General features: G+C 73.5%; 11 protein-coding genes. 7 read left to right on the top strand and 4 right to left on the bottom strand.

What is annotated here, in order from left to right; genetic code table 11:
- Positions 1-5 precede the first annotated feature (5 nt).
- Complete coding sequence (gene argF / locus DC008_RS26815) at positions 6-1013, top strand: ornithine carbamoyltransferase (protein ID WP_108709143.1); 1008 nt, start codon at positions 6-8, stop codon at positions 1011-1013.
- Positions 1014-1041: 28 nt separating this feature from the next.
- Here the strand turns inward: argF and DC008_RS26820 are convergent, their stop codons facing one another.
- Positions 1042-1494, bottom strand: coding sequence for an ATP-binding protein (locus tag DC008_RS26820; RefSeq protein WP_108709144.1), 453 nt, complete (start codon positions 1492-1494; stop codon positions 1042-1044).
- A gap of 335 nt (positions 1495-1829) precedes the next feature.
- Between DC008_RS26820 and DC008_RS26825 the strand changes: the two genes are divergently transcribed.
- A complete protein-coding gene (locus DC008_RS26825) occupies positions 1830-2657 on the top strand; it encodes an enoyl-CoA hydratase family protein (RefSeq protein WP_108709145.1) in 828 nt (275 codons plus the stop codon).
- The gene (locus DC008_RS26830) at positions 2642-4996 is read left to right on the top strand and encodes a bifunctional salicylyl-CoA 5-hydroxylase/oxidoreductase (protein ID WP_208645989.1); all 2355 of its coding nucleotides are present in this window, start codon (positions 2642-2644) and stop codon (positions 4994-4996) included. The genes DC008_RS26825 and DC008_RS26830 overlap by 16 nt, the downstream gene beginning before the upstream one ends.
- Before the next feature lie 13 nt (positions 4997-5009).
- Here the strand turns inward: DC008_RS26830 and DC008_RS26835 are convergent, their stop codons facing one another.
- Positions 5010-5822 (bottom strand): PaaX family transcriptional regulator, encoded by an 813-nt coding sequence (locus DC008_RS26835; protein WP_108709146.1) that lies wholly within the window; start codon positions 5820-5822, stop codon positions 5010-5012.
- Between the two features lie 15 nt (positions 5823-5837).
- Positions 5838-7451, bottom strand: coding sequence for an AMP-binding protein (locus DC008_RS26840; RefSeq protein ID WP_208645991.1), 1614 nt, complete (start codon positions 7449-7451; stop codon positions 5838-5840).
- 167 nt (positions 7452-7618) lie between these two features.
- Between DC008_RS26840 and DC008_RS26845 the strand changes: the two genes are divergently transcribed.
- Together DC008_RS26845 and DC008_RS26850 are read left to right on the top strand one after the other, a co-directional pair.
- Complete coding sequence (locus DC008_RS26845; RefSeq protein ID WP_108709147.1) at positions 7619-8776, top strand: acyl-CoA dehydrogenase family protein; 1158 nt, start codon at positions 7619-7621, stop codon at positions 8774-8776.
- The gene (locus DC008_RS26850) at positions 8773-9171 is read left to right on the top strand and encodes a RidA family protein (protein ID WP_108709148.1); all 399 of its coding nucleotides are present in this window, start codon (positions 8773-8775) and stop codon (positions 9169-9171) included. Before DC008_RS26845 ends, DC008_RS26850 begins: the two co-directional genes overlap by 4 nt.
- A gap of 76 nt (positions 9172-9247) precedes the next feature.
- Here DC008_RS26850 and DC008_RS26855 read toward each other — a convergent pair whose 3' ends face one another.
- The gene (locus DC008_RS26855) at positions 9248-9472 is read right to left on the bottom strand and encodes a DUF5999 family protein (protein WP_108709149.1); all 225 of its coding nucleotides are present in this window, start codon (positions 9470-9472) and stop codon (positions 9248-9250) included.
- 237 nt (positions 9473-9709) lie between these two features.
- Between DC008_RS26855 and DC008_RS26860 the strand changes: the two genes are divergently transcribed.
- Positions 9710-10165, top strand: a complete 456-nt coding sequence (locus tag DC008_RS26860) for a DUF6299 family protein (protein WP_055622011.1) — start codon at positions 9710-9712, stop codon at positions 10163-10165.
- Positions 10166-10452: 287 nt separating this feature from the next.
- Positions 10453-12582, top strand: coding sequence for an ATP-binding SpoIIE family protein phosphatase (locus DC008_RS26865; RefSeq protein WP_108709150.1), 2130 nt, complete (start codon positions 10453-10455; stop codon positions 12580-12582).
- Positions 12583-12667: the final 85 nt, after the last annotated feature.

Here is a 12667-nt window from a genome sequence, read left to right on the forward strand (position 1 = left end):
GCCCCATGGCGACTGTCCCGACCGCCCTCGCCGGCCGCCACTTCCTCAAGGAGCTCGACTTCACCGGTCAGGAGTTCCTCGGGCTCGTCGAGCTGGCCGCCGAGCTGAAGGCGGCCAAGAAGGCAGGGGAAGAGACGCAGCACCTGCGCGGCCGGAACATCGCGCTGATCTTCGAGAAGACGTCGACGCGCACCCGCTGCGCCTTCGAGGTCGCGGCCGCCGACCAGGGCGCCTCCACGACCTATCTGGACCCGACCGGCTCCCAGATCGGCCACAAGGAGTCCGTGAAGGACACCGCGCGGGTCCTCGGGCGGATGTACGACGGGATCGAGTACCGGGGGGACAGCCAGGCCAAGGTCGAGGAGCTGGCCGCCTTCGCGGGCGTGCCCGTCTTCAACGGCCTCACCGACGACTGGCACCCCACCCAGATGCTGGCCGACGTGCTCACCATGACCGAGCACTCCGCCAAGCCCGTCACCGGCATCGCCTTCGCCTACCTGGGCGACGCCCGCTTCAACATGGGCAACTCCTACCTGATCACCGGCGCCCTGCTGGGCATGGACGTCCGGATCGTCGCCCCGCAGGCGTACTGGCCCGCCGCGTCCGTCGTCGAGAAGGCCCAGGAGCTGGCCGCCGTCAGCGGCGCCCGTGTCACCCTCACCGAGAAGATCGAGGAGGGCGTCCTCGGCGCCGACTTCGTCGCCACCGACGTCTGGGTGTCGATGGGCGAGCCGAAGGAGGTCTGGAGCGAGCGCATCGCCGCCCTCGGGCCGTACGCGGTGACCATGGACGTGCTGCGGGCCACCGGCAACCCGGACGTGAAGTTCCTGCACTGCCTGCCGGCCTTCCACGACCTCGGCACGAAGGTCGGCCAGGAGATCTTCGAGACGCACGGCCTCACGTCCCTGGAGGTCACCGACGAGGTCTTCGAGTCGGAGCACTCGGTGGTCTTCGACGAGGCGGAGAACCGTCTGCACACGATCAAGGCGGTCCTGGTGGCGACGCTGGGCTGAGCGCTTCCTAGAGAGGGTCTGACATCCCCTAGTGAGGGCGGCGCTGGGCGGGGACGATCGGGAGGCGGAACCAGACCGCCTTGCCGGACGCCGTCGGGCGGTGGCCGCAGGACGAGCTGAGCGCCCGGATCAGCAGCAGGCCGCGGCCGTGCTCCTGCCACGGGTCGGGGGCCTCCACGACGGGCCGGGTCAGATGGCCGGGCGGTGCCGGGCTCGGATCGTGCACCTCGACCTGGCAGCCCGACGGCAGCAGGTCCACCACCAGCTCTATCGGGCTGTCCCCGGCCGTGTGCTCGATGGCGTTCGCGACCAGCTCCGCCGTGAGCAGCTCCGCGGTGTCGCTGTCCGCGGCGTGCTCCTGCTCGGCCAGCGCCGTACGGACCAGGGCGCGCGCGACCGGCACGGCCGCGGCGGTGTGCGGCAGCGCGACGCGCCAGGAGGCGGCGGACGAGGAGCGATCGTGCAAGGCGAGTCCGTTCATGAGCAGGCTGTCCTGCTTTCAACCGTATGAATGGTACGGGGCCGCCCCGGCGAGCGTCCGGCGGGCACCGCCCGGGGCGGTCGGCCCCGGCTGAGGAGCGGCATACCCAGCCCGGCGCCCGCCCTCGCCCGGCACGTCCTCTCGTTACACGCGCGTCGACTAGTCGTGACGGATGTGACAGCCGCAGGTCACAGCCCGATTCGCGATCTCGCGCACATCGGTCTATCGCGCGGTCGTGACGACAGTCAGAGACGGGTGATAACTTCGGGGAAGAGCTCGAAGGGGTGAGCTCACCGAGGCAGTGCCCGCCGTCCGCCCTGGGGAGGCCGCACGTCATGAGTCCCTTCACCGGCTCCGCCGCCCGCACCCCCGACTGGGAGCATCTGCGGGTCGAGCACGCCGACGGAGTCGCCACCGTCACCCTGGCCCGCCCCGACAAGCTCAACGCGCTCACCTTCGGCGCCTACGCCGACCTGCGCGACCTGCTCGCCGAACTGTCCCGGGAGCGGGCCGTGCGCGCCCTCGTGCTGGCCGGCGAGGGCCGCGGCTTCTGCTCCGGCGGCGACGTCGACGACATCATCGGCGCGACCCTGTCCATGGACACCGCCCAGCTCCTCGACTTCAACCGGATGACCGGCCAGGTCGTGCGGGCCGTACGGGAGTGCCCGTTCCCGGTGATCGCGGCCCTGCACGGGGTGGCCGCCGGCGCCGGCGCCGTCCTCGCGCTGGCCGCCGACTTCCGGGTCGCCGACCCCACCGCCCGCTTCGCGTTCCTGTTCACCCGGGTCGGCCTCTCCGGCGGCGACATGGGCGCCGCCTACCTGCTGCCCCGCGTCGTCGGCCTCGGCCACGCCACCCGGCTGCTGATGCTCGGCGACACCGTGCGCGCCCCCGAGGCCGAGCGGATCGGCCTGATCAGCGAACTGACCGAGGAGGGGCGGGCCGACGAGGCCGCCCAGGCCCTGGCCCGCCGCCTGGCCGACGGCCCCGCCCTCGCGTACGCCCAGACCAAGGCGCTCCTGACGGCCGAACTGGACATGCCGCTCGCCGCGGCCGTCGAGATGGACGCCTCCACCCAGGCCCTCCTCATGAACGGCGAGGACTACGCCGAGTTCCACGCCGCCTTCACCGAGAAGCGGCCCCCCAAGTGGCGGGGGCGGTGACCGTGCCGGACAGCGCCCAGCGTGTCGCCGTCGTCGGCGGCGGCCCCGGCGGCCTCTACGCCGCCGCGCTCCTCAAGCGCCTCGACCCGGCCCGCTCGGTGACCGTCTGGGAGCGCAACGCCCCCGACGACACCTTCGGCTTCGGCGTCGTCCTCTCCGACGAGACCCTCGGCGGCATCGAGCACGCCGACCCCGTCGTGTACGCCGCGCTGCAGCGGCACTTCGTCCGCTGGGACGACATCGACATCGTGCACGCCGGCACCCGCCAGACCTCCGGCGGACACGGTTTCGCCGCGCTCGGCAGGAAGCGGCTGCTGCAGATCCTGCACGAGCGGTGCCGCGAGCTCGGCGTGGACCTCCGCTTCCGCTCCGAGGCCCCGGACGTGGACCGGCTGGCCGCCGAGCACGACCTCGTCGTCGCCGCCGACGGTGTGCACAGCACCACCCGCGACACCTACAGCCATGTGTTCCGCCCCCATGTGGCCACGCACCGCTGCCGCTACATCTGGCTCGCCGCCGATTTCGCCTTCGACGCCTTCCGCTTCGAGATCGCGGGGACCGAGCACGGCGTGATGCAACTGCACGGCTACCCCTATTCCCGCCCGTCACCCGACCACCACCCCTCGACGAAGCCCTCCGGGCCCCAGCATCGATGCGGCGCCTCCACCGTCATCGTCGAGATGCGCGAAGAGGTGTGGCGGGCCGCCGGGTTCGACGAACTCGACGAGCAGGAGTCCGTCGCGCGCTGCGCCAAGATCTTCGCCGACGCGCTCGGCGGACGCCCGCTGAAGGCCAACAAGTCGGCCTGGACCACCTTCCGTACGGTCGTCAACGAGCACTGGTCGCACGGCAACGTCGTCCTCCTCGGGGACGCCGCCCACACCGCCCACTTCTCCATCGGCTCCGGCACCAAGCTCGCCGTCGAGGACGCCCTCGCGCTCGCCGCCTGCCTCACCGAACAGCCGGACGTGGCGAGCGCGCTCGCCGCCTACGAGGCCGAGCGCAAGCCGGTGGTCGCCTCGACGCAGCGCGCCGCCCGGGCCAGCCTCGAATGGTTCGAGAACATCGGCCTCTATCTCGACCAGCCGCCCCGCCAGTTCGCGTTCAACCTGCTCACCCGCAGCCGCCGTGTCACCCACGACAATCTGCGGCTGCGCGACGCCTCCTTCACCGAGGCCGTGGAACGCGACTTCGGCTGCCCGCCCGGCACACCCCCCATGTTCACGCCGTTCCGGCTGCGCGGACTGACCCTGCGCAACCGGGTCGTGGTCTCCCCGATGGACATGTACTCCGCCACCGACGGCGTCCCCGGCGACTTCCACCTCGTCCACCTCGGCGCCCGCGCCCTCGGCGGCGCCGGACTGGTGATGACCGAGATGGTGTGCGTCAGCCCCGAGGGCCGTATCACCCCCGGCTGCGCGGGCCTCTACACCGGGCAACAGGCCGAGGCGTGGAAACGCGTCGTGCGGTTCGTGCACACCCAGGCGCCCGGCACCGCCATCGGCGTCCAGCTCGGCCACAGCGGCCGCAAGGGCTCGACCAAGCTCATGTGGGAGGGCATCGACGAGCCGCTGGAGGAGGGGAACTGGCCGCTCGCCGCCGCCTCCCCGATCCCGTACCGCCCGGACTCCCAGACCCCGCGCGAGCTCACCCGCTCCCAGCTCACCGACATCCGCGAGCAGTTCACGTCCGCCGCCTGGCGGGCCGCCCGTGCCGGCTTCGACCTCCTCGAACTGCACTGCGCGCACGGCTATCTGCTCTCCGGCTTCCTCTCCCCGCTGACGAACCACCGCACCGACGCCTACGGCGGCTCCCTGGAGCGGCGGCTGCGCTTCCCGCTGGAGGTCTTCGACGCCGTACGCGCCGTCTGGCCCGCGGAACGCCCCATGACCGTCCGGATCTCCGCCACCGACTGGGCCGAGGGCGGCACGAGCGCCGAGGACGCCGTGGACATCGCCCGCGCCTTCGCCGAGCACGGCGCCGACGCCATCGACGTCTCCACCGGACAGGTCGTCGCCGACGAACGCCCCGAGTTCGGACGGTCGTACCAGACGCCGTACGCCGACCGGATCCGGCACGCCACCGGCCGCCCGGTGATCGCCGTCGGCGCCATCTCGTCCTGGGACGACGTCAACTCGCTGATCCTCGCGGGCCGCACCGACCTGTGCGCCCTCGCCCGGCCCCACCTGTACGACCCGCACTGGACCCTGCACGCGGCGGCCGAACAGGGCTACGACGGCCCGGGCGCCGTCTGGCCGGCCCCCTACCGGGCGGGCAGCCGCCGCCCCCAGACCGGCCGCACCGACGCCCCGAAGCCCCGCCTCACACTGGGTAGTTGATACCCCGGCGACTTCACAGACCGGCGAACACGGCCCCCGCGTCCCGCAGCCGCTCGTGCAGCCCGCGGAAGACGGCGGCCGAGCGCGCGCCCGGCCAGTCCGGCGGCAGCAGCCGCGCGGGCAGCCCCGGATCGGTGTACGGCAGATGCCGCCAGGAGTCCAGGGCGAGCAGATAGTCGCGGTACGCCTCCTCCGGGTCGGTGTCCGCCCGCTGCTCCCAGGCGCGCAGCACGCGCGCGTGCCGGTCGAGGAACGCCTCGTGCTCCTTGGCGATCGCGGCCAGGTCCCACCAGCGCGCGACGGCCTCGGCGGTCGGGGTGAAACCGAGGTGCTCACCCCGGAAGAAGTCCACGTACGCGTCCAGCCGCAGCCGCTGAAGGCTGTGCCGGGCCTCCTCGTGCAGCCGGGCCGGGGCGATCCACACACCCGGCGCCGCCGTGCCGAAGCCCAGCCCGGCCAGCCGCGAGCGCAGCACATGCCGCTTCTGCCGCTCCGACTCCGGCACCGAGAACACCGCGAGCACCCAGCCCTCGTCCTCGGGCGGCGCCGTGGCGTAGATCCGGCGGTCGCCGTCGTCGAGCAACTGGCGGGCCTCCGGCGACAGTTCGTACCCCGCCGCGCCCCGGTCCGTACGGGCCGGGAGCAGCAGGCCGCGCCGCTTCAGCCGGGACACCGACGAGCGGACCGAGGGGGCGTCCACGCCCACCGCCGCCAGCAGTCTGATCAGCTCGGCCACCGGTACCGGGCCGGGCATATGGCGGCCGTAGGCGCCGTAGAGCGTGACGATGAGAGACCGTGGTGCATGCTGGTCGGACACGTTGATCATCTTAGGTCGTGCGGATCACTGCCGGTCGCCGGGCGGGTCGTCCGCATCGCGCAGCCGGAACCGCTGGAGCTTGCCGGTCGCGGTGCGCGGCAGCGCGTCCAGGAAGACGATCTCCCGCGGGCACTTGTACGGCGCCAGCTCGGCCTTGACGAACGCGCGCAGCGCCTCCGCGTCCCGGCGCGCCCCGTCCCGGAGCACGGCGTACGCCACCACGATCTGGCCGCGTGCCTCGTCGGCGCGCCCCACGACGGCCGTCTCCAGCACGTCCGGGTGGCGCAGCAGGGCCTCCTCGACCTCGGGTCCCGCGATGTTGTACCCGGCCGAGATGATCATGTCGTCGGCGCGCGCGACGTACCGGAAGTAGCCGTCGGCGTCGCGGACATAGGTGTCGCCCGTGATGTTCCAGCCGTGCCGCACGTACTCGCGCTGACGGGGGTCGCCGAGATAGCGGCAGCCCACCGGCCCGCGCACGGCCAGCAGCCCGGGCTCCCCGTCCGGCACCTCCCGGCCCTCGGCGTCCACGACCCGCGCCTGCCAGCCGGGCACGGCGACCCCGGTCGTCCCGGGCCGGATCGCGTCGTCGGCCGCCGAGATGAAGATGTGCAGCAGCTCGGTGGCGCCGATGCCGTTGACGACGCGCAGCCCGGTCCGCTCGTGCCAGGCCCGCCAGGTGGCCGCGGGCAGGTTCTCGCCCGCGGAGACACAGCGCCGCAGCGAGGAGACGTCGTGCCCGTCGAGCGCGTCGAGCATCGCCCGGTACGCGGTCGGCGCGGTGAACAGTACGGACACCCGGTGCCCGGCGATCGCCGGCAACAGCTGCTTGGGCCCGGCCTGTTCCAGCAGCAGGGCGCTGGCGCCCGCTCGCATCGGGAAGACGACGAGCCCGCCGAGGCCGAAGGTGAACCCGAGCGGGGGACTGCCCGCGAACACGTCGTCCTCATGAGGCCGCAGCACATGCTCCGAGAAGGTGTCGGCGATCGCCAGCACATCCCGGTGGAAGTGCATACAGCCCTTGGGCCGGCCGGTGGTCCCCGAGGTGAAGGCGATGAGCGCGACGTCGTCGGCGGCGGTGTCGGCGGCCGGGTACGGCGTGTCCGGCGCCGGCCGCCGCAGCAGGTCGTCCGGGCCGTCACCGCCGTACGTCGTGATGCGCAGCCCCGGCACCTCGGCCTTGGCGAGGTCGTCGACCGCCCGGACGTCGCACAGCGCGTGCCGGACCTCGGCGATCTCGCACATGGTCCGCAGCTCGTGCGGCCGCTGCTGGGCCAGCACGGTGACGGCGACCGCGCCCGCCTTCAGCACCGCCAGCCAGCACGCGGCGAGCCAGGGCGTGGTGGGGCCGCGCAGCAGCACCCGGTTGCCGGGGACGACCCCGAGTTCACCGGTGAGCACATGGGCGAGCCGGTCGACGCGGGCCCGCAGCACGTCGTACGTCCAGGACGCGCCGGCCGGGGTGTGGAAGACGGGCCGGTCGCCGTCGGGGCCGTCCAGCAGTTCGGCGGCGGCGTTGAGCCGCTCGGGGTAGTGCAGTCCCGGCAGCTCGAACAGCAGCTCCGGCCACTGGTCGGGCGGCGGCAGATGGTCCCGCGCGAAGGTGTCGACGTGCGCGGAGCGGTGCAGACCGGCCATGGCGGTTTCGCCCCCTTGCCTCGTGGGCTTCGTGTGGGCTCGCATGGGGAGCGTATCGTGTTGGTGACGGCAGTCAATGGGGCGCGATATCGTCGAGAGGCCCGTCGAGAGGGATCGCCGGGGCCCGCCGAGAAGGGCCCGCCGGGGCGGCCCGCAGGAGGTCGGCAATGCCCGCATTCTCACTCGATCCACCGCAGACCGCCTGGTGCGCCGAGCTGCGCGCCGTCGCCGCCGAACGACTGCGCCCCCTCGCGGAGAAAGGCGAACCCGGGCACGTCAACCGCGCACTCGTCGCCGAACTCGGACAACTCGGGCTGCTGGAGCGGCTGTTCACCTCCGGAGCCGTCGACCTGTGCCTGATGCGGGAGTCCCTCGCCTACGCCTGCACCGAGGCCGAGACCGCGCTCGCCCTCCAGGGCCTGGGCGCCCACCCCGTATACGCCCACGGCACCCCCGCCCAGCGGGAGCGCTGGCTGCCCCGGGTGGCCGACGGCACGGCGATCGCCGCCTTCGCACTGAGTGAGCCGGCGGCCGGGTCCGACGCGGCGGCACTGGAACTCCGGGCGGAGGCGGGGGCGTCCGAACCGGTCGCCGAGCCCGACGGTGGCGCCCGCTGGCGGCTCACCGGTGAGAAGTGCTGGATCTCCAACGCCCCCGAGGCCGACTTCTACACCGTCTTCGCTCGCACCATCCCCGGCGCGGGCGCGCGCGGCGTGACCGCCTTCCTGGTCCCCGCCGACCGTCCCGGCCTCACCGGGACCGGCCTCGACATGCTGTCCCCGCACCCCATCGGCGCCCTGCGCTTCGACGCCGTGCCCGTCAGCGCGGACGACGTGCTCGGCGAGATCGACCGCGGCTTCCGGGTCGCCATGGGCACCCTCAACCTCTTCCGGCCCAGCGTCGGCGCCTTCGCCGTCGGCATGGCCCAGGCCGCCCTCGACGCCACGCTCGCCCACACCGCCGAACGGGACGCGTTCGGCGGCAAGTTGAAGGACCTCCAGACCGTCGCCCACCAGGTCGCCGAGATGGCACTGCGCACCGAGGCGGCCCGCCTCATGGTGTACGCGGCGGCGACGGCGTACGACGAGGGCGCGACGGACGTCCCCAAGCGCGCGGCGATGGCGAAACTCCTCGCCACCGAGACCGCGCAGTACGTCGTCGACCAGGCCGTCCAACTGCACGGCGCCCGCGCGTTGCGCCGCGGCCATCTGCTCGAACACCTCTACCGCGAGGTGCGCGCCCCGCGTATCTACGAGGGCGCCAGTGAGGTGCAGCGCGGCATCATCGCCAAGGAGCTCTACGCGACCAGGGAGGCCGCCCAGTGACCGCCGAACGCGTCAACCCGCCCGACCTGTCCCCGCCCACGGGCTTCTCGCACGCGGTCGTCGCCACCGGGTCACGGGTCGTGTTCCTGGCCGGCCAGACCGCGCTGGACACCGATGGGAAGGTGACCGGGGAGACCCTGCCCGAGCAGTTCGAGCGGGCGCTCGGCAACCTGCTGACGGCACTCGCGGCGGCCGGGGGCACCCCGGCCGACCTCGCCCGCGTCACCGTCTACGCGACCGACGTGGCGGACTACCGCGACCGGGCCGCCGAACTGGGCCGCGTCTGGCGGCGCCTGGCCGGACGCGACTACCCGGCGATGGCGGTCGTCGAGGTCGTCCGGCTGTGGGACGAGCGGGCGGTGGTGGAACTGGACGGGTTCGCGGTACTGCCGTAGGCACCGTTGCCGTTGCCGTTGCCGTTGCCGTTGCCGTTGCCGTCCCCGTTGCTCCGGACCGCGCCGGTCCGTCGGCTCACGCCGCCTGCGCCAGGCGGGCGGCCTGCAGCCGGTGGGGCGCCACCACACTGCCGTCGGGCAGCAGCACACCGCTGTCGTCGAACACGATCGAGCCGTCGCACAGCAGGCTCCAGCCCTGCTCGGGGTGTGCCGCAACCACGTGTGCGGCAGGCACGTGTGCCACGACCACATGTGCGGTGTCGGCTTGGACGGACGGGCACGAGGACCGGTGAGAACACATGGCGCACCTCCACATGGACCGGACGAGCCGTGGGGGCCGTCCGTGTGGTTCGACCATGCTCCCGTCGCGCCCGCGCCGGAACGGCCCGTCGCGAACCGTGACAGCCCGCGGACAACCCCCTGACCGCCCCGCGACGGTCCGGGCGGACTCGCCACCGAAGGGGTGACGATCACGTCTTCGGACCCACCCGCCGGGTACGAGTGGAGCGCCCCACTCCGCCCACCGGGAGGTCATCCCATGCCCCTGCGCCCCGCGCTCGCCGCCACCGTCGGCGCCGTCCTGCTCCTGCTGGCCGCCGCGCCCTCGGCCCCCGCCGCCGACACCGATTCCACCACCGAGGTCAAGGAGTCCGTGACCGTCGACAAGAAGATCCGCCTGGCCTCCGACGGCACCGTCACCGTGTCCGGCACCTACCGCTGCGCCGACGCCGAGGGTCCCGTCTTCGTCAGCGCCTCCGTGGCCCGGCGGAAGTCCGACACCCGCCACGCCATCGGCGGCACCCTTGCCGAGTGCGACGGCAAGAAGCACCGCTGGGTGAACGAGGGCACCCCCACCCCGTCCACGCTCGAGGCCGGCAAGGCGGACGTCGAGGCCACCCTCGTCGAGCTGCGCCCCGTGGACGTGCTGGGCGGGCTGCCTCTGCCGTACTTCCACGCGAAGCTGAAGAAGAACGCGACCCTCGTGAAGGACTGACGGGCGCCCGCGGCCCTCGTGAAGGACTGACGGCCGCCCGCGACTCCAGCGAGGCCCGACGGCCGCCCGCCACGCCCGCCCCCCGCCCCACGCCCGCGGGGCCCACCGCGCTGCGCCCCGCCGATCCCGGGGCGCGGCGCGGGCGGCGCGGGGCGAGGACGCGGGGGAGCCCAGCCCTCCTCAGGGGCCCGTAGGGGCCGATCGGACGGCGCCCGGTCCGGCGACCGGACCACCCGCCCGCCACCCCCGGTCTGAGACGGCGTCCCGAGCGGCGTACCGTCGTCAGTGTGGATTCCTCGGCCGGCCATCTTCTCGCGCGAGCGGCACAGGAGCTCAGGCGGCGAGCCGACGAGCTCTCCGCCGAGGTGGAGGAGTGCCTGCGGCGCGAACTGCCGGCCCTCTACGACGCCCCCGACATCGCCCGCGTCGTCTCCCAGAACGTCACCGACCACATCGCCGCCGCCCTCGGCGGCCTCGAGGGCGAGATCGAAGCGGGCCAGATCGAGCTGCCCGCCGCCGACACCGCCCGCTCCCTGGGACTGGCCCGGCACGGCACGCCCCTGAGCACCGTCCTGCGGGCGTTCCGCCTGGCCCAGGGCATCGTCAACGACCGCCTGCTGGAGGAGCTGCCCCGGCTGGGCGGCGACGCCGAGCAGGTCAGCGCGGCGGCCCGCGCGCTGACCGCGATGTCGACCACCTATGTGGACCGGGTCAGCGAACAGGGCGTGGAGGCGTTCCAGGAGGAGCGGGACCGCCGGTTGCGCTGGCGGTCGAGGATGGTGAACGAGGCGAGCATGCGCATCGGCACCACCCTCGACATCGACCGCACCGCGCAGGAACTGGCCGACCTCGCCGCCGAACGCTTCGCCGACTTCGTCACCGTCGACCTCCTCGACCCGCTGCTGCGCGGGGAGGACGCCGCCGTGGAGACGCCGTACGTGCTGCGCCGGATGGCCCAGGGCCCGGCGGACGCCACCGGACCGGAGCCGGCCGTCCGCCCGCAGGAGATCCACCACTGCCACGACGGGTCGCCCACCGAGCAGGCCCTGACCACCGGGCAGCCCTCCCGGCACCAGAACGACCGCTCCGAGGACCCGAGCAGCATCCACTCGACCCTGGTGGTGCCGCTGCGCGCCCGGGGCACCACGCTGGGTCTCGCCGAGTTCCACCGCTGCGAGACACCCGCCCGCTACGACGACGAGGACCTCCTCCTCGCCGAGGAGATCGCCGCCCGGGCCGCCGTCGCCGTCGACAACGCCCGCCGCTACACCCACGCCCGGGCCACCGCGCTCACCCTCCAGCGCAGCCTCCTCCCGCGCAACGCGCCCCTGCAGTCCGCGGTGGACGTCGCCTACCGCTACCTCCCGGCCGGCTCGGACGCCGGGGTGGGCGGCGACTGGTACGACGTCATCCCGCTGTCCGGAGCCCGGGTGGCGCTCGTGGTCGGAGACGTGGTCGGCCACGGCATCCGGGCCGCCGCCACGATGGGCCGGCTGCGGACCGCCGTACGCACCCTGGCCGACATCGACCTGCCGCCCGACGAACTCCTCACCCACTTGGACGACGTCGTGCTGCGGCTGTCGGCCGAGGAGTCCGGAGACCAGGACGGCCCGGGCGACGGCGACATCGGCGCCACCTGCCTGTACGCCGTCTACGACCCGATCTCGCGCCGCTGCACCCTGGCCCGGGCCGGTCATGTGCCCCCGGCGGTGGTGGTGCGCGAGGGCAGGGCGGAACTGCTCGACCTGCCGCCCGGCCCGCCGCTGGGCCTCGGTGGCCTGCCCTTCGAGACCGTAGAGGTCGACCTGCCGGAGGGCAGCCTCATCGCCCTCTACACCGACGGTCTGATCGAGGCCCGCGCCCACGACGTGGAGGGCGGACTCGCGGCCCTGCGCGAAGTCCTGGCCCGCCCGGCCCCCAGCCTGGACGCGGCCTGCGACACGGTCCTCGAGGCCCTCCTCCCCTCCACGAAGCCGGACGACGACATCGCCCTGCTCCTCGCCCGCACCCGCGCCCTCGGCGCCGACCGCGTCGCCACCTGGGACCTGGAACCCGACCCCGCGGAGGTCGGCCGCGTACGCGGAGAGGTCTCACGCCAACTCGCCGCCTGGGGCCTCGGCGACATGGACTTCATCGCCGAACTGGTCGTCAGCGAACTGGTCACCAACGCCATCCGCTACGGCCGCCCCCCGATCAGCCTGCGCCTCATCCACGACCGGGCCCTGCTCCTCGAGGTCTCCGACGCCAGCAGCACCACCCCGCACCTGCGCCGCGCCCGCGTCTTCGACGAGGGCGGCCGCGGCCTCCTCCTGGTCGCCCAACTCGCCGAACAATGGGGCACCCGCCACGCCCGCCGCGGCAAAACGGTCTGGGCCCAGCTGAGCGAAACAGCCGAACTGCCGCTGCCGGTCCTGTAGTCGACCCGCAACCGACGGGGTCGGCAGGTCCGACGCCTGCGCGCCGTGTGCGGCATCCACCACACGGATCAGCTTCGCCAGTTCA

The organism is Streptomyces nigra, assembly GCF_003074055.1.
GTDB classification, from domain to species: domain Bacteria; phylum Actinomycetota; class Actinomycetes; order Streptomycetales; family Streptomycetaceae; genus Streptomyces; species Streptomyces nigra.

Bases quoted from the DNA above. Each gene is read 5' to 3' on its own strand.
- DC008_RS26860 (WP_055622011.1), top strand. From the start codon at position 9,710: ATGCCCCTGCGCCCCGCGCTCGCCGCCACCGTCGGCGCCGTCCTGCTC.
- DC008_RS26840 (WP_208645991.1), bottom strand. From the start codon at position 7,451: ATGGCCGGTCTGCACCGCTCCGCGCACGTCGACACCTTCGCGCGGGAC.
- DC008_RS26835 (WP_108709146.1), bottom strand. From the start codon at position 5,822: ATGATCAACGTGTCCGACCAGCATGCACCACGGTCTCTCATCGTCACG.
- argF (WP_108709143.1), top strand. From the start codon at position 6: ATGGCGACTGTCCCGACCGCCCTCGCCGGCCGCCACTTCCTCAAGGAG.
- DC008_RS26845 (WP_108709147.1), top strand. From the start codon at position 7,619: ATGCCCGCATTCTCACTCGATCCACCGCAGACCGCCTGGTGCGCCGAG.
- DC008_RS26855 (WP_108709149.1), bottom strand. From the start codon at position 9,472: ATGTGTTCTCACCGGTCCTCGTGCCCGTCCGTCCAAGCCGACACCGCA.
- DC008_RS26825 (WP_108709145.1), top strand. From the start codon at position 1,830: ATGAGTCCCTTCACCGGCTCCGCCGCCCGCACCCCCGACTGGGAGCAT.
- DC008_RS26820 (WP_108709144.1), bottom strand. From the start codon at position 1,494: ATGAACGGACTCGCCTTGCACGATCGCTCCTCGTCCGCCGCCTCCTGG.